Here is a 19,251-nt window from a genome sequence, read left to right on the forward strand (position 1 = left end):
AAGATGCACGTGCCTGATGAGGCCGAGCCGCAAGATGATGGTCGATTTGGGCTGCGATCGACACGTGTGTTGCGCTTCGGCGCCCGTGATCACGTACATCTTGCGGTTCGGCGTGTCCGGCCGACCGGTCACGTGCTCAGCGGAGGCGGCCGGCGTGCTCCTCGGCAAGCTTCGGCGGCGCCACGGCGAGCCAGGCGTCGACCAGCGCCTCCCGCAGGTCGTCCTCGCCGACGACGTCGAGCTGGATCAGCAGGCCGGCGAAGCCGTCGAAGTGCTGGATAGTGAAGAACCCCGGTCGCCCCGCGGCCAGGATCGCCTCCTTCTCCTGCAGGTCCTCGACCCGCACGCCGAGGATCGGGCCCTGCGGCACCGGCTCGTCGCCGAACCGCTTGAGGTCGGCCTTGGTGAACGGACGCTCCCACGCGAACGCCTTGCGCCCCACGGACCAGGCACGGTTGCGATAGCTCACCCCCTCGGCGGCCTCGGGCAGCGCAAGGGCAAGCCGTGCGACGTCGTCCAGGCTGGCCATGGCACCACGGTACCGACACCGGGCTGAGCGTGGTCGGCAAACTGTCAGGTGATCGGCATTCCGAGGTGCCGATCACCTGACGTTTTACCGACCACCCGGATCCGCCGGGCCCGCCCGGCGCAGCAAGGCGCGGCGAGGCGCGGTGGGCCGGTAGGGTGTGGGCAGTACCCGGGACGCGCCGTCCCAGGTAGACGTTCCCACGACGAGGTGAACCCCATGCGCATCGGATTCCAGACCGGCTACTGGTCCCGCAGGCCCCCCAAGGGCATCCAGCAGTTCATCGTGGCCGCCGACAAGCTCGGCCTCGACTCGGTCTGGACCGCAGAGGCCTACGGGTCCGACGCCTTCTCACCGCTGGCCTGGTGGGGCTCCCGCACCCGGAACGTGCGGCTGGGCACCGGCATCGCCCAGCTCTCCGCCCGCACGCCGACGGCGACCGCCATGCAAGCTCTCACGATGGACCACCTGTCCAGGGGCCGGTTCGTGCTCGGGCTCGGCGCCTCGGGGCCGCAGGTCGTCGAGGGCTGGTACGGCCAGCCCTACCAGCAGCCGCTCGCCAGGACCCGCGAGTACGTCGACATCGTGCGGCAGGTCATGCGCCGCGAGGCGCCCGTGACCCACGACGGCTCGTTCTACCAGCTCCCCCTCACCGCCGACGCGCCCGGCGCGACCGGGCTGGGCAAGGCCCTCAAGCCGACCGTGCACCCCTTCCGGCCCGAGATCCCGATCGTGCTGGCCGCACAGGGCCCCAAGAACATCGCCCTGGCCGCCGAGATCGCCGACGGCTGGATGGCCGGCTTCTACGCGCCCCGCATGGACGGCGAGTTCCGCGCCCTGCTCGCAGAGGGCTTCGAGGCACGCTCCGCGCAGCGCTCGCCCGCCGCCGGGTTCGAGGTGTGCGCGACGGTCCCGGTGGTCGTCCGGGACGACGTCGAGGCCGCCGCGGACGTCATCCGCCCCCACATCGCCCTGTACGCGGGCGGGATGGGCGCCAAGGAGGCGAACTTCCACAAGCGGTCGCTCGACCGACTCGGGTACAAGGAGCCGCTCGACAAGGTGCAGGAGCTGTACCTCGCCGGGCGCAAGGAGGAGGCGGCAGCGGCCGTCCCAACGCAGCTCGTGGAGGAGATCGCGCTGGTCGGGCCCATCGACAAGCTCCGGAACGAGCTCCCGGCCTGGGAGCGGACGGCGATCACGACCATGCTCGTGCAGGGCGACCCGGCCTCGATGCTGGCGCTGCTGTCGGCATCGCAGGACGCCTCGCTGCGCGGCCGCGTCCGGTCGACGGCGGGGGCGCTGCTGGCGCGGGTCGCGCCGGCGAAGGTCTGAGTCGTCGAGTGCTGGATATTCACCTGGTCTCCAGCCGTTGAACGGGCGAATACCCAGCGCTCGACGGCGGGGATCAGGGCAGGACGGTGATGCGACCCTCCGGCGTGACGTCGATGGTGCCAAGGGTCCGGGCGTGCTGGGCGATCACCTCGGCGTCCACGGGCGCGTCCCCGAGCGGCACCAGGACCTCGGCGTCGGCGAACCCGCTGACGCCGTCGCCGCCCCCGACCACGTAGTTGGTGGCGGCGACCGTGTAGGTGGCGTCCCGGTCGAGCGGCTGCCCGCCCACGCTGACGTCGCTCACCCGCGAGCCGGCCGGCGCGCTCGGCGAGTACGCGTACGCCATGCCGGAGACCTGCGGGAAGCCGCCGCCGGCGTCCTGCACACGCGCGACCGCGTCCTCCAGCGACCGCAGCAGCCCTGCGCCCGTGACCCGCACGCTCATGACCCGGTTGCTGAACGGGGCGATCGAGTAGGCGTCGCGCAGCGTGAAGTCCGGCCCGGGCGACTCGGCCCGCAGGCCGCCGCCGTTCACCCAGCCGATGTCCGTCCCGTGCTGCGCCCGGAACGCGTCCGCGACGAAGTCGCCGAGCGCGGTCTCCTCCGACCGGCTGGCCTGGTCCGGGTTCAGGAGTGGGGTCCGCAGGTCGGCCAGGACCTCGGAGAGCCGCTCGTCCATCTCGGCCGCGTAGCGCTTCTCGACCTCGCGCAGCTCCGGGTCCGGGGTGACGGTGTGGTCCACCTCGATCACGGACGGCCGTACGCGGTACTCGGGGCGGTGCGTGCTGTGCCTCGCGCCGTGCTCGGCGGCTCGCTCCGTGCCGGGCGCCGCGCCCTGCTGGGCATCGCGTTCCGTGCCGTGCCGCTCGCCGCGTGCCGTACTGATGTCCAGGCGGATCAGCGACCCGATGTTCCCCTCCGACGCCATGAGCGGCACGTCGCCCTCGTACTCGATGACCGACTCGTACTCGGCCATCTCCTCGCCGAACACGGCGTCCAGCTCCGGCACGGCGCGCACCAGCTCGTGGTTCTCGTCCATCGGGTACTGGGTCACGGCCACGACGACGTCGACCCTGGCGTGCGCCTTCAGGTCAGCGACGGCGGCGCGGGCCGCCTCGACCGGATCGGTCTCGACCAGGTCCCCTGCGGCCGACGTCGTCTCGATCGCGTCGGTGAGGCCCACGAACCCGACCCGGACCTTGCCCACCCGCTGCACCGCCCAGGTGCCGCCCTCCACGAAGGGCGACCCGTCGGCGTCGGTCACGTTGGACGTGATCCACGGAAAGTCGGACGCCGCGACCAGCTCGCGCGCGTGGTCGACGCCGAAGTCGAAGTCGTGCTGCCCGAAGTTCGCGAGGTCCACGCCGACCTCGTTGAGCGCCTCGACCATCGGCACGCCCTTGTAGAGGCCGCCGAACAGGGTGCCGCCGGCGAGGTCCCCGCCGAAGACGACGGCGGTGGCCCGGTTGCGCTCCTCGACGGTGCGCACCGCCGTGGCGAGCCGCGCGACGCCGCCCCGGTCCTGGCCGCCGGTCAGAACCGGGCCGATCTCGTGCGCATCGTGGAAGTACAGGAGCGTCGCGGCGGGCCTGGTGCGGCCGTGCGCGGAGGCGGCAGGCTGCGCCGTGGTGGACTGCACTGCGGTGGACTGCACTGCGGTGGACTGCACTGCGGTGGACTGCACTGCGGTGGACTGCACCTCGGCGGGCGAGCCGACGCCCAGCGGCAAGGCGGCCCCGAGCCCGACCGACATCGACCCGGCGCCCAGCGGGAGGGCGGCCCCGCGCTCGGCCGACGGCGACCCCGCCGACGGCGACCCCGCGCCCAGAGGCACAACCGCGAGCGGCTTGGCCGCTGGCGGCTCAGCCGCCGCGACCGTCAGGCCGGAGGCGACCAGCCCCGACGCGAGCACGAACGTGCCGAGGAACCCCGCGGTGCGGGCGAGGGGACGGTGCACGGTAGAACCTCCGACGGCAGAGCGGTTACGGCTCGCGACGCTAGCCCGCAGGCGTGAACGCCGCGGCCCTCGTCGATGAACTGTGGGTGACTCGGCACCTGCGTGGCCTCGTGGCGCAGTGCCCCTTGCGCGGTACTCCCTTTGGTCGGTCACGTTTGGTCAGTCACGTTGGTTGATCACGACGCCCGATTGGTCACGACGCCGCACCCGCGACCGACCCCTCACCGGCCGTCACGCACCGGCTCGTCGTCGTCCTCCGGGAACCAGACCGCGCGCCGCAGGTTCACGCGGCGCCCGTCGCCAGACAGGGGACAGCCCTCCGCGCGCAGCGCGTCCAGCGCCTCGGTCAGATGTCGCTGGGGAGGCGATCCGGCCGCGTTGACCACGCGCCACCACGGGACCCGCACACCCTCCGACCCCGCCCCGCCGTCGAGGTCGACGCCGTCAAGGTCCCCGCCGTCGTCCGGGACCAGATGGGCGTACCTGTCCCCCGATCCGGCCATCACGCTCCCCACCTGGCGCGGCCCGCCGCGGCCGAGCCGCTCGCCGACGATCTCCGCGATCAGCCCGTAGGTCATCGCGCGGCCGGAGGGGATGCGCAGGACGACGTCGAGCACGGCGCGGGCGTACTCGTCGACGTCGGTGAGCTGGGGTCCGGGCGGAGGTTCGGTCACGGCTGCGATCGTAGACGCGGACACTGACACGCCGTCGGACCGATATCCGCTTGTCCACGGATGCGACGATCGACGCATGGCCCTTCCCCCGATCGACCTGCCGGCGGGATACCGCTGGCGCACGCTGACCCACGACGACCAGCGCCTCGTGACCGAGCTGGACACCTGGGCGTTCCCCACGGGCAACGCGCACGACGACATCGACGCCACGCCGTCCCCGCTGACCTGGGAGCGCGCCGTCGCGATCGAGGCGGACGGCCTCGACGGCCTGGCCGCGCTGCACGCCTCCTACCCGTTCGAGCACTTTCCGGTGCCCGGCGCCGAGCTGCCGACAGCGGGCCTGACCTGGGTGGGTGTGCATCCGCAGCACCGCCGCCGCGGCCTGCTGACCGCGATGATCGACCTGCACCTGGCCCGCTGCGCCGAGCGGGGCGAGGCGCTCAGCGCGCTGTTCGCGGCGGAGGCGCCGATCTACGGCCGGTTCGGCTACGGCCATGCCGCCGACGACCTGCGCCTGGACATCCCGCGTGGCGCGGCCCTGCGGGACGTGCCGGGGGCCGAGCGGCACACGGTCCGGGTCGAGGTTGCCACGCGCGAGAAGCACGGCGCCCTCGTCGACCGCCTGCACCGCACGGCCGGCGCCGCCCCGACGGGTGTGCCCGGCCTCAACCGGCCCGGCTGGGTCACGCGCGAGACCGAGGAGCTGCAGGCCGTCCACTGGGACGACGCGCCCATCCACCGCGACGGCCGCGAGTCGCGGCGCATCATCGTCGTCGAGCTCGACGGCGAGCCGCGCGGCTACGTGACCTTCCGCCGCAGGCTGAGCTGGGAGCCCACCGGGCCGCGCGGGCACGTCAGCGCCGGTGAGGTCGTCGCGCTCGACGCCGCGGCGGCACGCGCGCTCTGGGGCACGCTGATCGACCTCGACCTGACGAACGAGATCAGCCCGTTCCTGCTGCCCGTGGACGACGTCGTCACACAGCTCCTGGTGAACCTGCGTGCCGCAGCCCCGCGCACGCCGGACAACCTGTGGGTCCGGCTGGTCGACGTGGCAGGGGCGCTCGGCGGACGCCGGTACGCGGCCGACGTCGACGTCACGCTCGCCGTGACCGACTCCCGCCTGCCCGCCAACGCCGGGGTCTACCGGCTGCGGGCCGAGGCGTTCGGGCCGGCGTCGGTGGAGCGCGTCGACCCGGAGTTCGAGGCGCCCGAGCTGTCGCTGGACGTGCGTGAGCTGGGCGCCGCCTACCTGGGTGGGAAGTCGCTCGCGGCGCTGGCCGCCGCGGGGCTGGTCACCTCCCACCCTCGCCCTGGGCAGCGGCCCGGCGTCCTGGCCCGGGCGAGCGCGGCCTTCGGCTGGCCGGTCGCCCCGGGCTCGTCGTGGGTGTTCTGATGCCCGCGTTCTCCGCGGTGGTCACCGGCGAGGCCTGGCACGCCGAGGTCCGCGGGTGCCTGGCCGACGTCGTCGCGGGGCGCGGGCACGAGGTGACGTCGGTCGCCCAGCCGCGCGTGCGGCCGTGGTCGACGCAGCTCGTGGTCGAGACCACCGGCGGACGCCTGTGGTTCAAGGCGGGCTGCGCGGCCATGACGTTCGAGCCCGGGCTCCAGTCCCTGCTGGCGCGCCAGATGCCGCACGAGGTGGACACGCCGGTCGCCGTCGTGCCGGAGCGGGGCTGGATGCTCACCGCCGACCGCGGCGCCACGCTGGCCGATGCGCACGAACCCGGCCCGGACGACTGGGCCTCGGTGCTGCGGACCTGGGCCCGGCTCCAGCGGGCCGTCGCGGAGCACGCGGACGAGATGCGAGACACCGGCCTGCCCGACCGCTCGCCGCAGGGCACGGCGGACCGGTTCGGCGCGATGCTGGACCGCCTCACCGCGCTCCCGCCCGGCCACCCCGCGCGCCTCGCGGACGATGTCGCGGCGGGCCTGCGCGACGCGCACCCGGTCGTGGAGAAGGCCGCCCGCACACTGGCCGCTGGTCCCTTCCCGGTGTCGCTGCAGCACGGGGACCTGCACCCCGGCAACGTCTTCGCGGTCGACGGCGCGTTGCGCGTCTTCGACTTCGGCGACGCCCAGTGGGCCCACCCGCTCGAGACGCTCATGGTGCCGCGCGCTGTCGTGGAGCACGACGGCCGGGTGCCCTGGGCACCCGTCCAGGCCGCGTTCCTCGCGGAGTGGGGCGTGCCGGCGGACGTCGGCGCGCTCGACGAGCTGCTGCGGGCCGCCGCGGTGACCCACGCGGTCAACCGGTCGTCGTCCTGGTGGGACGCCCTCGGCGAGGCGTCCGACGCCGAATGGGCCGACTGGGGCGAGGCCCCGGCGCGACACCTCGCCCGGGTGCTCGACGAGGTGGCAGCGGATCAGGTCTGACAGGTACCGCACCAGAACAGGTTGCGGCCCGCCAGCTCCTTGACCAGCACCGGCGATCCACAGACCCGGCACGGCAGGCCGTCGCGGTGGTACACGTAGAACGCCTGGTCGGAGGGGACGGCGCCCGGGTCGCCGTCCGTGTTCTGCCGGGTCCGCGCGCGGCTGCCCGACGGCGGCGGCGGGCCGGTCCTGCCCGACGGCGACGGCGGGCCGGTCACCGCAGGACGTGAGCCGTCGTCCCCGGGGCGAGGGCCGGCCTCCCCCGGCGATCCCACCCGCGCGGCTCCCCGGTGCTCCGGGCGCGTGGTGACGATCGCGCCCCGGCCGGCGCCGTCGCGCATGAGCACCACCAGGTCGTCCCAGATCGCGCGGACCGTCGCGGCGGGCACGTCGCGGCCCGCCCGCAGCGGGTCGACGCCCGCGCGGAACAGGGCCTCGGCGCGGTAGATGTTCCCGACCCCCGCGACGACCGCCTGGTCCATGAGCTGCTGCCCGATCGTCACCCGGGACCGGCCGACCGCTGCCACGAAGGCCTCGACGTCGCCGTCGTCCCGGATGGGATCGGGGCCCAACCGCGCCTCGACCGCCGTCTTCTCGGCGGCCGTGATCACCTCGCACGCCGCCGGGCCGGTGAGGTCGGCGACGGCGTGCTCGCCGAGCAGCCGCACCCGTACCTGCCCGCGCGGCTCCGGCACCTCCCACGGGTCAGACGCAGGAGGCGTGGCCGGTCCTTCTGACACACGGGGCGACACACCGGACGCCGGCCTCTCCGCCAGACCAACGGCCAGCTCTTCCGACGCGCCGACGACAGATCTTTCGGACACACCAGCGGCCGGGCCCGCTGCCAGACCAACGGCCGGTTCTTCCGACGCGTCAGCGGCAGGTCTTTCGGACACACCGACGGCCGACGTCGGTGTCGGCGCCGGCACCGACTCCCGCTCGCCGATCCGGCGCCGGGGCGCGCCGATCGCGTGTGCCACCTCCGGCGCGTCCGGCGCGCCCGCGAACGTCCACGCGCCGTAGAGCCCGAGGTGCGTGCGCAGCCACAGGACGTCGTCCGCGGCGACCGTGCCCGGGCCGGCGGCCGGGGCGAAGCCCAGGAAGAGCTGCTTGCCCCACGCCTCGCTCGCGACCAGGCGGCGGCCGTCGAGCACGGCGGCGCCGTCGGCGAACCGGCCCTGCGGGCTGGTCACCCGCAGCACCTGGCCCGCGTACAGCGTGGTGAACGCCCGCGCGAGGCGGTGGACGGTGTGCCCCTCAGGCACGCTTGCTCTCGTAGTCCGCGAGCTGGTCGATGCGGCGCTGGTGCCGTGCGTCGCCGCTGAACGGCTCGGCCACGAACGCCTCGACGAACGACGTCGCCTCCGCCACGGAGTGCATGCGCCCGCCGACGGCGATCACGTTCGCGTCGTTGTGCTGGCGGCCCAGCCGCGCGGTCTCCAGCGACCAGGCGAGCACGGCCCGGACGCCGGCGACCTTGTTCGCGGCGATCTGCTCGCCGTTGCCGGAGCCGCCGATCACGATGCCGAGCGAGCCCGGCTCCGCCACGACGGCCTCGCCGGCGGAGATGCAGAAGGCGGGGTAGTCGTCCTGAGGGTCGAGCTCGTGGGCGCCGTGGTCGATCACCTCGTGCCCTGCCGTGGTGAGGAACTGCACCAGGTGCTGCTTGAGGTCGTACCCGGCATGGTCGGCGGCGATGTGGAGACGCATGGTCTCCATTGTTCCCCATGCGCTTCTTCCTGGTGTACGCGGCCACGTTGCGTACGCTGGCGCAATGACCACCGACGCCACGGGACTCACGTCGGGGATCGACCTCGACGCGCTCGATCCCGCAACCCGCCCGCAGGACGACCTGTACCGCCACGTCAACGGACGGTGGATCGACGCACACGAGATCCCCGCCGACCGCGCCATGGACGGTGCGTTCCGAGCCCTCTACGACCAGGCGGAGGTGCACGTCCGCGAGATCATCCAGGACGCGCCCGCCGGGTCGAAGATCGGCGACCTGTACGCGAGCTTCATGGACACCGACCGCACAGCGGAGCTGGGCACCACGCCGCTGGAGGCGGACTTCGCCCTGATCCGGGACGCCGCGAACCTCGCGGACCTGACCCGCGCGCTGGGCACGCTCCAGCGCTCAGGAGCCGCTGCGGCCGTGCGGTTCTGGGTGGACAACGACGCGACCGACCCGGAGAAGTACGTCGTCTACCTGCGGCAGTCCGGGCTCGGCCTGCCCGACGAGGCGTACTACCGCGAGGAGCAGTACGCCCCGCTGCGCAAGAAGTACGTGCCGCACGTGGCCAGGATGCTGCGCTTCGCGAAGGTCGACGAGACCTGGGGCATCTCGTGCGACGACGCCGCGGCCCGCGTCTACGAGCTGGAGAAGCGGCTCGCCGGCCACCACTGGGACGTCGTCAAGGACCGCGACGCCACGCTCACCTACAACCCGATGACGCTCGCCGACCTCGTCGAGTCGGCGCCCGGCTTCGACTGGGTCGCCTGGGCCGAGGCGCTGGGCGTTCCCGGAGCGCGCGGCGAGGACGGCGCGTTCGACCACCTCGTGGTGCGCGAGCCGGAGTTCGCGACCGGCTTCGCCGCGCTGTGGCGCGAGCTGTCGCTGCTCGACTGGCAGCTCTGGATGACGTTCCACGTGGTCAGCGCCCGGGCGCCCTACCTGACCGACGAGGTGGTCGAGGCCAACTTCGACTTCTACGGCCGCGCCCTGACCGGCGCGCAGGAGGTGCGCGAGCGCTGGAAGCGCGGCGTTGCGCTCGTGGAGGGCGCGCTCGGCGAGGCCGTCGGCGCGGAGTACGTGGCCCGGCACTTCCCGCCCGCGCACAAGGCGAAGATGGACCGCCTCGTGGCCGCGCTGGTCGAGGCCTACCGCGAGTCGATCAAGGGTCTCGACTGGATGACCGAGGAGACCAAGACGAAGGCCCTGGCCAAGCTGGAGAAGTTCACCCCGAAGGTGGGCTACCCGGTGCGCTGGCGCGACTACTCCGGGCTGGAGGTGGACGCCGCCGACCTGGTGGGCAACGTCCGGCGGTCCAACGCGTTCGACCAGGACTACGAGCTCGCGAAGATCGGCAAGCCGCTCGACCGCGACGAGTGGTTCATGACGCCCCAGACCGTCAACGCGTACTACAACCCGGGCATGAACGAGATCGTGTTCCCCGCGGCGATCCTGCAGCCCCCGTTCTTCGACCCGGACGCCGACGACGCCGTGAACTTCGGCGGGATCGGCGGCGTCATCGGGCACGAGATCGGCCACGGGTTCGACGACCAGGGCTCCAAGTACGACGGCGACGGCCGCCTCGAGGACTGGTGGACCGACGTCGACCGCGCCGAGTTCGAGAAGCGCACGGGCGCGCTGGTGGCGCAGTACGACCAGTTCCGCCCGGCCCAGCTCCCGTCCGCCGTCGGCGACGGCGCGCCCACGGGCGAGGGCGACGGCGCGAGCAACGGCGACGCCGGAAAGACCGGCGCGAGCGACAGCAGCGGCGCGAACAACGGCGCCGGCACGGACGACGGCGACGCCAAGGCCGCCGAGGACGTGCACGTCAACGGGAGCCTGACCATCGGCGAGAACATCGGCGACCTCGGCGGGCTGTCGATCGCCATCAAGGCCTACCGCATCGCGCTCGGCAGGCCCCTGGAGGAGGCGCCCGTCGTGGACGGGCTCACGGCCCTGGAGCGGATCTTCCTCGGCTGGGCCCAGGTGTGGCAGTCCAAGGGCCGCGACGAGGAGGTGCTGCGCCGCCTCGCGACGGACCCGCACTCCCCCAACGAGTTCCGCTGCAACGGCGTGGTGCGCAACGTGGACGAGTTCTACACGACGTACGACGTCCAGCCCGGGGACGCCCTGTACCTCCCCGAAGAGGAGCGCGTCCGCATCTGGTGACGTCCGAGGGAACGTCGCACCTGAGGACGTCCGGGGAGAAACGCCTCGCGGGGGTCGGTTGCTCTGCGTAGATGATGTCTACGCAGAGCAACCGACCCCCGCGAGGCGTTTCTCCCCGAGAGGGACTGCTCGCTGGTTCGACCGCCGGCAGGCGAGCGGACGGACGGTCTCTGGTTCCGTCCCCTCGCCCCTCGCTCCCGGCCGACCTGCCGTCGGGCCCGCCGGCCGAGCGCCGTCAGCCCCGGCTGCCGAGCGCCGTCAGGAGTCCGCGGCCTGGGCCCGCAGGGCGCGGTCGGTGCCGGCGAGGGCCTCCACCACGAGCCGGCGCAGGGCCGGGGCGGCGTCGGCGTTCGCGTCCAGCCACGCGGCCGTCGCGTCCCGCAGCTCCGGCGAGGCCAGCGGCGCCGGGTAGAAGCCCTCGATGATCTCCTCGGCGATGTGGTACGACCGCCCGTTCCACACCTTCAGCACCGCGTCCAGGTACGGCTCCACGACGCTGGCGAGCGCGGCCGGGTCGTTCACGTGCACGAACCCGAGACCGGTGTTCCGGATGATCGCGTTGGGTACGTCGGCGTCCACCACGGAGGTCAGCGCGGCCAGCTTGTCCTCGACCGTCGGCTTGGCGGCCCGCGCCCGGGCGGCGGACTGGTGGCCCGTCGCGGTGTCGTCGGCGGCGAGCGTGGTGTCGATCTCCGCGTCGCCCGCGGCGCCGTTGAGCACCAGGCCCTCCAGCAGCTCCCACCGCAGGTCGGTGTCGATCTCCAGCCCGTCGAGCGTCACGGAGCCGTCGAGCAGCCCGGACAGGGTCGCCACGTGCTCCGGCGTCGACGCCACGTGCGCGAAGAACTTGACGAGCTGGAACTGCGTGTCCGAGCCGGCGGCCGCGTCGCCGACCAGAGCCCAGAGCGTGTCGCCCACGTGGGCGATCGTCTCCGTGCGCTTGGCCGGCGCCACGTACTGCTTGGCCGCGAGCACCATCTGGTTGAGCGTGGTGCGGAGCGTGGTCGACTCGGTCTCGCGGGCGATGCCGCCCAGCACGAGGCGTACGTAGTCGGACGCCGGCACCTCGCCGTCGCGCACCGCGTCCCAGACCGAGCCCCACACCAGCGACCGGGCCAGCGGGTCGGCGATGTCGCCCAGGTGCTTGAGCGCGACGGCGAGCGACGCGGAGTCGAGGCGGATCTTCGCGTACGCGAGGTCCTCGTCGTTGAGCAGCACGAGGGCCGGCCGGTCGAGCTCGACCAGCTCGGACACGTCGGTCCGCGGCCCGTCGACGTCGACCTCGACGAAGTGGGTGCGCACGAGCTCGCCGTCGTCGGACAGGCTGTAGAAGCCGATGCCGAGGCGGTGCGGGCGGATGGTGGGCCACTCGGCGGGCGCCGTCTGCTCGACGACGAACGACATGATGCGCCCGTGGCTGTCGGTCTCGATGATCGGGCGCAGCGTGTTCACGCCGGCGGTCTCCAGCCAGAGCTTCGACCACGCCTTGAGGTCGCGGCCGCTGGTGGTCTCGAGCTCGGTGAGCAGGTCGGGCAGCTCGGTGTTGCCCCACGCGTGCTTGCGGAAGTAGGCCGAGACGCCCGCGACGAACGCGTCGCGCCCCACCCAGGCCACGAGCTGCTTGAGCACGGAGGCGCCCTTGGCGTAGGTGATGCCGTCGAAGTTGACCTGGACGTCCTCCAGGTCCTTGATCTCTCCGACGATCGGGTGCGTGGACGGGAGCTGGTCCTGCCGGTAGGCCCAGGACTTCTCCATCGCGGAGAACGTGGTCCACGCCGCGTCCCACTCGGTGGCCTCCGCCGTGGCGAGCGTCGAGGCGTACTCGGCGAACGACTCGTTGAGCCACAGGTCGTTCCACCACTTCATGGTCACCAGGTCGCCGAACCACATGTGCGCCAGCTCGTGCAGGATGGTCACCACGCGGCGCTCGCGCACCGCCTCGGTCACCTTGGAGCGGAACACGTACGACTCCGTGAAGGTCACGCAGCCCGCGTTCTCCATGGCGCCCATGTTGTACTCGGGCACGAAGAGCTGGTCGTACTTGGTGAACGGGTACGGCACGCCGAACGTGGACTCGTAGAACTCGAAGCCCTGCCGGGTCTTGGAGAAGATGTAGTCCGCGTCGAAGTGCTCCGACAGCGACCTGCGGCAGAACGCGCCAAGTGGGATCTCCCGGCCGTCCGACGACGTCAGCGACGAGCGGACCACCGCGTACGGGCCGGCCACGAGCGCCGTGATGTAGGTCGAGATGCGGCCGGTGGGCTCGAACGCCCAGGTCGCGGCCTCGACGTCGGCGTCGGTGGCGTGCTGGGCGGCGACCGGCTCCGGCGTCGGCTCGTTGCTCACCACCTCCCACGCGGCGGGCGCCGTCACGGTGAACTGGAACGTGGACTTGAGGTCCGGCTGCTCGAAGCAGGCGAACACCCGGCGTGCGTCCGGCACCTCGAACTGCGTGTACAGGTAGACCTCGCCGTCCACCGGGTCCACAAAGCGGTGCAGGCCCTCGCCCGTGTTCGTGTAGGCGCAGTCGGCGACGACGACGAGCTCGTTGTCGGCGGCCAGCCCGTCGAGGGTGATGCGCGAGTCGGCGAACACGGCGCCGGGGTCCAGCTCACGGCCGTTCAGCACCACCGACCGCACCGCCGGCGCGACCAGGTCGATGAACGTCGATGCGCCCTCTGTGGCGGTGAAGCGCACGGTCGTGGCGGAGGCGAACGTCTCCGGGCCGGTGGTCAGATCCAGCGCGATCTCGTACGACTCGACCGATACCACGCCGGCTCGTTCGACCGCTTCGGCGCGGGTCAGGTTCTCTCCGGGCACGGGCCCTCCACGTCTGTCTGTCGGGGGCGCCGGAGGCGCCCCGCGCGTCCTGTGGACGCGCCTTTTCGGTTGGCTTGTCGTCCGATCTGTGAACTACCTGCGACGACTCGTCGATCATGCCACGCAGGAGTAACAGCGAGTAACGCCTTTGTGTACGATCGACCGCGGTCGCCCAGACTGACCAGTTTGAACTAAGGGAGTCGCCTGATGTCCGGCACAGTGCCGCCGCCACCGCCGCCGCCCGGCGGTGGCGCCTCCGACGAGCCCGGTGCCCCGACCCAGGAGCAGCACCCGGCCACCACACCGACGCCTGTCCAGCAGGCGCCGGTGCAGCGCGTGTCCGCGTCGACCCGGATGCCTCCCGCCATCTCCCCCGCCAACCAGTTCTCGCAGGCCGTGACGCCCGCGCCCGCCGCGCCGGGTGCCCCGGTGGTCCAGTCGGTGCACAACGGCGGCGCCGAGCAGGGGATGCCGCAGCAGTACTACCCCCCGCAGCAGTACCAGCAGGGTTACCCGCAGCCCCAGCAGGGTTACGCCCAGCCGGCGTACCAGCCGCAGGGCTACGACCAGTACGGCCAGCCCGTCTACGCGCCGGCGGGCGCCTACCAGCCCGAACCGGAGCGCAGGAAGCTCAGCCCCGGCTGGATCGCGTTCATCGCCCTGGACGTGGTGCTCGTGATCGCCGCGATCGTGTTCGCCATCAACCTCTACAGCGCCCCCGACGGCTCGACGGCGGGCGGGGAGACGCCGGCCGCGGAGGAGTCCGTCCAGCCCGAGGCCGAGGAGGGCCTGGAGACCGACGGCGGAGCGGGCGTCGAGACGTTCGCGGCGCCGTCGCTGAACATCACGTGCACGATCTCGGCGGAGGCCGCCACCTGCGGCATCGCGCAGCTCGACCAGAAGCCCGCGCCCGACGCGTCCTGCGGCGGCGCCTCCGGCTACATCGCGAAGGTCGACCCGAACGGCAACGTGACGCAGCCGTGCGTGGCCAAGCAGGACCAGCCCAAGAAGGCGGGCGGCAACATCGCGGTCCTGAACTACGGCGAGTCCAAGCGGGCGCACGACTTCACCTGCTCCAGCGCGGAGACCGGCATGACCTGCGTCGCCAACGCGACCGGCAGCGGCTTCTCCATCGCCCGCGCGGGCATCGGCGAGGCGTGACGCCGGGCTGAGGAGGCGCGACGCCGCGCGCGGCACCCGGCCGGTCAGCGATCACTGACCGGCCGGGCCGCGCTAGGCAGGCTGCTCCGGGTCCTCCTCGTTCATGACCCCGACCAGCGACCGCAGGCGGGCGTTGCCGAACAGGTCCTCCAGCAGCACCACCCTGCCGGCCGAGTCCGCGAGCGGCACCTTCCAGTTCGGGTACTCGGTGTCGGTCCCCGGCTGGTTCTGGGCGCGCCGCTCGCCCACCGCGTCGGTCAGGTACACCCCGACCAGCGCGGACGGCGTGTCCTTGAGGTAGCGGTGCAGCCCCTCGACGAGCTCGCGCTCCGACGGGTCGAACGTGGTCAGGCCGCGGCGGGACAGCGCCTCGACGAGCGAGTCGCGCTCCGCGCGGGCCCGCGCGCGCAGCACCGTCGGGTCCTCCGTGAGCAGCCCGAGCCGCTCCCGCAGGTCCACGTGCTCCCCGGCGAGGTACCCGGCCGTCGGCGGCAGGTCGTGGGTGGTCACCGTGGCCAGCGCCGCGCTGCGGTAGGCCTCCGGCTCGACGGGCGCCCCGGCGTCGTCCCGCTCGAAGAGCAGCACCGACGTGCCGAGCACGCCGCGCTCCGCGAGGTAGTCGCGGACCCAGGGCTCGAACGTGCCGAGGTCCTCGCCGATGACGACCACCCCGGCGCGCTGCGCCTCCAGGCACAGGATGCCGACCATGGCCTCGTGGTCGTAGGTGACGTACGCGCCCGCCGACGCCCGCGCGCCCCCGGGGATCCACCACAGGCGGAACAGCCCGAGCACGTGGTCGATGCGCAGCGCGCCGCAGTGCCGCAGCACGGTCCGGAGCATCTCGCGGTAGGGCGCGTACCCCGCCTTCGCGAGCGCCCGCGGGTGCCACGGCGGCTGCGACCAGTTCTGGCCCTGCTGGTTGTACATGTCCGGCGGGGCGCCCACGGACACGCCGCGGGCGAGGACGGCGGCGTCGGCCCAGGCGTCCGCGCCGTCCGGGGACGAGCCGACGGCGAGATCCTTCAGCACGCCCAGCCGCATGCCGGCGTCGAGCCCCGCCCGGTGCGCGGCGCGGAGCTGCTCGTCGGCCACCCACTGCAGCCAGCAGTAGAACTGCACGCGGTCGGCCAGGGCGTTGCGCAGCGTCGTGACGCCGGACAGGCTCGGGTCGGCCAGCTCGGTCGGCCAGTCCCTGCCGTCGAGGTGCTCGGTGATGGCGCACCAGGTCGCGAAGTCGACCAGGCCCCTGCCCTGCGCCAGCACGAACTCGTCGAACGCGGTCTGCCGGGCCGCCGAGCGCTGCGCCGTGTACACGACCTCGAGCGCCGCCTTCTTGGCCTCCCAGACGGCGTCGCGGTCGATGGGCCCCGAGTCCTCGGACAGCTCCCGGACCGGCTCGGCGGCCCACTCGACGAGCGAGCGGTCGGCGGCCGAGAGGTAGGCCGTCTCGCGGATGTCCTCGACCCGGATGTACAGCGGCGACATGAACCGGCGCGACGTCGGCAGGTACGGGCTGGGGGTCAGCGGCGACACCGGCTCGGTGGCGTGCAGCGGGTTGACCGCCACGAAGTCGGCCCCACCGTTGTGCGCCGTCTGCCAGGCGAGGTCACCCAGGTCGGCGAGGTCCCCGATGCCCCACGAGTCCTTGGACCGCACGGAGTAGAGCTGGACCATGAAGCCCCACGCCTGCTTGCGGGTGATCTTCTTGCGCAGCTCCAGCCGCGCGGGGGTCACCACGAGCGGGGTCTGCGCCGTCTGCCCGCCGGACTCTGCGTGCAGCGTGTGCCAGCCGAGCGGCAGGTTGTCGGGCAGGGTGAACGTCGCCCGGCCGACCTTGCGGCTGTCGACGGTGCGCGGCTCGGTGTAGACGTCGGCCTGGCGCAGCGGGACCCGGGTGCGCCGCACCGCGGCGAACGAGCCCGTCGGAGCACCCTGCGGCGTGGTCACACGCCACGGCGTCGCGCTGGCCGGCACGGCGGGCGTCTCGGCCTGCTCGAGCTCGACCCAGGCCGTCACCTCTGCGCCGTCGGCCACGTGCACAGGGACCTGCACCTGGGTGCCCTCCCGGGTCACGATCGTCGGCGGGAGCATCGCGCGCCACGCGTCGTCGCGGGCGCGGTCGAGGCTCGCCGCGACGGCCCCTGGGGTCGACGCCTGCACGCCGAGCGCTTCGAGCACCGCGACGAGCGTCGAGGTGCTGACCTGCTGCAGGCGGCCGTCGTGGTCGGTGTACTCGCACTGCACGCCGTGCACGGCCGCCAGCTCGGCCAGTTCCGGCGGCACGGTGGAGCCCTCTGGGGCGGACCCGGTCATCGGTTCGTCGGTCACAAGGAAAGATCTTGCCATCTACCAGCGCCGATCGGGCGCAACCGAGCCTGATATCCGACGGCCGGGCGCGTAGTTCGTCCCGCTCCGGCCCTCCGGACGGCGGCGACCTCAGGCCCGACCGGGCCGGACCGCCGTCGTCAGCTCACGCCAGGGGTGTCCCCGGCGACGTGCTCGTCGAAGGCAACGGGCGCCGACCGCGCGACGATGCCAGCGTTGAGCAGCTCGGCGTGCGCCGCGACGCGCAGCGACCGGGCGACGGCCCACTGCTGGGCCGGGCGCACCTGGGCGTGCAGCGTGAACACGAGGCCCGCCTGGTCGACGGCGTCGACACCGCGCACCGACGGCGTCTCCAGGAGGCTGTCGGCCAGCTCGCGATCGTCCTTCACCCGGTCGACGGCGCGGCCGAGCGCCGCCCGCACGGCGTCGACGTCGGTGCCGAGCGGGACCTGCACCTCCGCCACCGCGCGGCTCCACTCCTGGGTGCGGTTGCCGGCGCGCAGGATCTCGCCGTTGCGGACGTACCAGAGCGTGCCGTCGAACGCCCGCACCTGGGTGAGACGCAGCCCCATCGCCTCGACGGTGCCGACGACGCCGGCCCCGAGGTCCACGTTGTCGCCCACGCCGAACTGGTCCTCGATGAGCAGGAAGACGCCCGAGATGAAGTCCTTGACCAGGCTCTGGGCGCCGAAGCCGAGCGCGACGCCCACCACACCGGCCGATGCCAGCAGCGGCGCGACGTTCCAGCCGAGGACCTGCATGAGCGAGAGCACCATGATGGTGCCGATCACGATGTTGACCGAGGAGTTCAGCACCGAGCCGACGGTCCGCGCCCGCTGGGCGCGCCGCTCGGCGGCACGCGGGGTGACGGCGCCCAGGGCGTCGGCCAAAATCTGCGGCGACATCAGCACGTTCTTGCGCCGCCGCTTCGTCCTTCCGCCGGACGCCGCGCCGGGCACGGTGCCGGGCATTGCGTCCCCGGTGGTCTGCGGGACGCCGCCCGTGGTGGTGCCGACGGGACCGGTGGCGCGCTCTACCACCGGCCGCGGCTTCTGGCCGGTGGCGATGCGTTCGGTGAGGGCGGTGACGACGCGCCGCAGCACGCCGATGGTGACCAGGCCGATGACAAGAATCAGGATGATCTTCAGGGGCCGGTCGGCGAACCAGACCCAGAAGCCCTCTGCGCTGTCGGACATGGTGGCGGCAAGAGACTCGAACACGGCTGCCAACCTACTCGGGTCCGAGGCCCGGACCGGACATCACCGGCCGGGTCTGACGGACTCCTGCGCGACCTTCACAGCCCGTTCGCGCCGGGGTCGCAGGCGGCAGCACCAGGGTGAGGCGGGTCACGGGCCCGGGTGCCTCCGGGCCCGCCCACGTCACGCCTTCGGGGTCGCCACCCGGAGCGTGTCGAGCTCTGCCGCGAGGTTGTCCGCCTCCGGGCCCACGATCACCTGGACCACCCTGCCGGACCGGACCACACCGAACGCCCCCGACGACTTCAGCGCCGGCTCGTCCACAAGAGCCGGGTCGCTCACCTCCACCCGGAGCCGGGTGATGCACGGTTCCAGCTCGACGACGTTCGAGGTTCCCCCGAGTGCCGCGAGAATCTGGTCAGCCTTGGTCATGCTCTCAACTCCCACCGTGCGTCGCTGCAGGTTTCGCCTCAGCCTATCCGGGCAGGCAAGCCTTTCGCCCGGGTTATTGTCGACTTGCTCACACGAGACTGTGTTTCACCAAGACCGTCATGGTCGCTGTCCGAGTCGGGTGGCAGGATGACGGACGTGACACAGGACTCCTTCTTCGACGCCGTCGGCGGCCACGACACGTTCGTGCGCCTCGTCGACGTGTTTTACGACGGCGTCGCGGACGACCCGGTGCTGCGCCCGATGTACCCGGAGCAGGACCTGGGGCCGGCCAAGGAGCGGCTGACGATGTTCCTCGAGCAGTACTGGGGCGGCCCCACGACCTACTCGGCGCAGCGCGGGCACCCGCGCCTGCGGATGCGGCACATGCCGTTCAAGGTGAACCCGGATGCCCGCGACCGCTGGCTCGCGCACATGCGGGTCGCCGTCGACTCGCTCGACCTCGCGCCCGTCCACGAGTCGCAGCTCTGGGACTACCTGGAGCGTGCCGCCTTCAGCATGATCAACACGTTCGACGACTGACTGACCAGGAACGA

General features: G+C 72.8%; 15 protein-coding genes. 6 read left to right on the top strand and 9 right to left on the bottom strand.

What is annotated here, in order from left to right; all coding sequences use genetic code 11:
- Positions 1-136 precede the first annotated feature (136 nt).
- Complete coding sequence (locus AC0QU1_RS18450; RefSeq protein ID WP_483571403.1) at positions 137-529, bottom strand: MmcQ/YjbR family DNA-binding protein; 393 nt, start codon at positions 527-529, stop codon at positions 137-139.
- Positions 530-745: 216 nt separating this feature from the next.
- Here AC0QU1_RS18450 and AC0QU1_RS18455 point away from each other — a divergent pair, with 216 nt between their 5' ends.
- Positions 746-1,858, top strand: a complete 1,113-nt coding sequence (locus tag AC0QU1_RS18455) for an LLM class F420-dependent oxidoreductase (RefSeq protein WP_483571405.1) — start codon at positions 746-748, stop codon at positions 1,856-1,858.
- A gap of 73 nt (positions 1,859-1,931) precedes the next feature.
- Here the strand turns inward: AC0QU1_RS18455 and AC0QU1_RS18460 are convergent, their stop codons facing one another.
- Positions 1,932-3,815, bottom strand: a complete 1,884-nt coding sequence (locus tag AC0QU1_RS18460; RefSeq protein WP_483571407.1) for a bifunctional metallophosphatase/5'-nucleotidase — start codon at positions 3,813-3,815, stop codon at positions 1,932-1,934.
- A gap of 221 nt (positions 3,816-4,036) precedes the next feature.
- Positions 4,037-4,489 carry an MGMT family protein gene (locus tag AC0QU1_RS18465; protein ID WP_483571409.1) on the bottom strand — a complete coding sequence of 151 codons (453 nt, stop codon included), beginning with the start codon at positions 4,487-4,489 and terminating at the stop codon, positions 4,037-4,039.
- Positions 4,490-4,565: 76 nt separating this feature from the next.
- Between AC0QU1_RS18465 and AC0QU1_RS18470 the strand changes: the two genes are divergently transcribed.
- Both AC0QU1_RS18470 and AC0QU1_RS18475 read left to right on the top strand, forming a co-directional pair.
- Positions 4,566-5,882: a GNAT family N-acetyltransferase gene (locus AC0QU1_RS18470; protein WP_483571411.1), complete on the top strand. Its 1,317-nt coding sequence runs from the start codon at positions 4,566-4,568 to the stop codon at positions 5,880-5,882.
- On the top strand, positions 5,882-6,862 hold the full coding sequence (locus AC0QU1_RS18475; protein WP_483571413.1) for a phosphotransferase family protein: 981 nt from the start codon (positions 5,882-5,884) through the stop codon (positions 6,860-6,862). The genes AC0QU1_RS18470 and AC0QU1_RS18475 overlap by 1 nt, the downstream gene beginning before the upstream one ends.
- Here AC0QU1_RS18475 and AC0QU1_RS18480 read toward each other — a convergent pair.
- Together AC0QU1_RS18480 and AC0QU1_RS18485 are read right to left on the bottom strand one after the other, a co-directional pair.
- A complete protein-coding gene (locus AC0QU1_RS18480; RefSeq protein WP_483571415.1) occupies positions 6,853-8,127 on the bottom strand; it encodes an Fpg/Nei family DNA glycosylase in 1,275 nt (424 codons plus the stop codon). The genes AC0QU1_RS18475 and AC0QU1_RS18480 overlap by 10 nt on opposite strands.
- Positions 8,120-8,572, bottom strand: a complete 453-nt coding sequence (locus AC0QU1_RS18485) for a ribose-5-phosphate isomerase (RefSeq protein WP_483571417.1) — start codon at positions 8,570-8,572, stop codon at positions 8,120-8,122. The genes AC0QU1_RS18480 and AC0QU1_RS18485 overlap by 8 nt, the downstream gene beginning before the upstream one ends.
- Before the next feature lie 64 nt (positions 8,573-8,636).
- Between AC0QU1_RS18485 and AC0QU1_RS18490 the strand changes: the two genes are divergently transcribed.
- Entirely contained in the window at positions 8,637-10,763 is a 2,127-nt protein-coding gene (locus AC0QU1_RS18490) for a M13 family metallopeptidase (protein WP_483571419.1), read from the top strand.
- A 258-nt stretch (positions 10,764-11,021) separates the two neighbouring features.
- Here AC0QU1_RS18490 and pepN read toward each other — a convergent pair whose 3' ends face one another.
- A complete protein-coding gene (pepN, locus tag AC0QU1_RS18495; protein WP_483571421.1) occupies positions 11,022-13,583 on the bottom strand; it encodes an aminopeptidase N in 2,562 nt (853 codons plus the stop codon).
- A 207-nt stretch (positions 13,584-13,790) separates the two neighbouring features.
- On the opposite strand from pepN, the gene AC0QU1_RS18500 reads away from it, so the two are divergent.
- Complete coding sequence (locus tag AC0QU1_RS18500) at positions 13,791-14,744, top strand: hypothetical protein (protein WP_483571423.1); 954 nt, start codon at positions 13,791-13,793, stop codon at positions 14,742-14,744.
- A 72-nt stretch (positions 14,745-14,816) separates the two neighbouring features.
- Here the strand turns inward: AC0QU1_RS18500 and malQ are convergent, their stop codons facing one another.
- The 3 genes from malQ to AC0QU1_RS18515 all read right to left on the bottom strand — a co-directional run bounded on the left by malQ (position 14,817) and on the right by AC0QU1_RS18515 (position 18,697).
- Positions 14,817-17,057, bottom strand: coding sequence for a 4-alpha-glucanotransferase (gene malQ / locus AC0QU1_RS18505; protein WP_483576732.1), 2,241 nt, complete (start codon positions 17,055-17,057; stop codon positions 14,817-14,819).
- A gap of 152 nt (positions 17,058-17,209) precedes the next feature.
- Positions 17,210-18,289, bottom strand: a complete 1,080-nt coding sequence (locus AC0QU1_RS18510; protein WP_483571425.1) for a mechanosensitive ion channel family protein — start codon at positions 18,287-18,289, stop codon at positions 17,210-17,212.
- 159 nt (positions 18,290-18,448) lie between these two features.
- Positions 18,449-18,697, bottom strand: a complete 249-nt coding sequence (locus AC0QU1_RS18515) for a PTS sugar transporter subunit IIB (protein WP_483571427.1) — start codon at positions 18,695-18,697, stop codon at positions 18,449-18,451.
- Between the two features lie 156 nt (positions 18,698-18,853).
- Between AC0QU1_RS18515 and AC0QU1_RS18520 the strand changes: the two genes are divergently transcribed.
- Positions 18,854-19,237 carry a globin gene (locus tag AC0QU1_RS18520; protein ID WP_483571429.1) on the top strand — a complete coding sequence of 128 codons (384 nt, stop codon included), beginning with the start codon at positions 18,854-18,856 and terminating at the stop codon, positions 19,235-19,237.
- Positions 19,238-19,251: the final 14 nt, after the last annotated feature.

This window comes from Promicromonospora noduliphila (genome assembly GCF_056951025.1).

What these genes read in the sequence shown, in the direction of transcription:
- AC0QU1_RS18450 (WP_483571403.1), bottom strand. Translation starts at nt 529, where the DNA reads ATGGCCAGCCTGGACGACGTCGCACGGCTTGCCCTTGCGCTGCCCGAG.
- AC0QU1_RS18455 (WP_483571405.1), top strand. Translation starts at nt 746, where the DNA reads ATGCGCATCGGATTCCAGACCGGCTACTGGTCCCGCAGGCCCCCCAAG.
- AC0QU1_RS18475 (WP_483571413.1), top strand. Translation starts at nt 5,882, where the DNA reads ATGCCCGCGTTCTCCGCGGTGGTCACCGGCGAGGCCTGGCACGCCGAG.
- AC0QU1_RS18515 (WP_483571427.1), bottom strand. Translation starts at nt 18,697, where the DNA reads ATGACCAAGGCTGACCAGATTCTCGCGGCACTCGGGGGAACCTCGAAC.
- malQ (WP_483576732.1), bottom strand. Translation starts at nt 17,057, where the DNA reads ATGACCGGGTCCGCCCCAGAGGGCTCCACCGTGCCGCCGGAACTGGCC.
- AC0QU1_RS18470 (WP_483571411.1), top strand. Translation starts at nt 4,566, where the DNA reads ATGGCCCTTCCCCCGATCGACCTGCCGGCGGGATACCGCTGGCGCACG.
- AC0QU1_RS18490 (WP_483571419.1), top strand. Translation starts at nt 8,637, where the DNA reads ATGACCACCGACGCCACGGGACTCACGTCGGGGATCGACCTCGACGCG.
- AC0QU1_RS18485 (WP_483571417.1), bottom strand. Translation starts at nt 8,572, where the DNA reads ATGCGTCTCCACATCGCCGCCGACCATGCCGGGTACGACCTCAAGCAG.
- AC0QU1_RS18500 (WP_483571423.1), top strand. Translation starts at nt 13,791, where the DNA reads ATGTCCGGCACAGTGCCGCCGCCACCGCCGCCGCCCGGCGGTGGCGCC.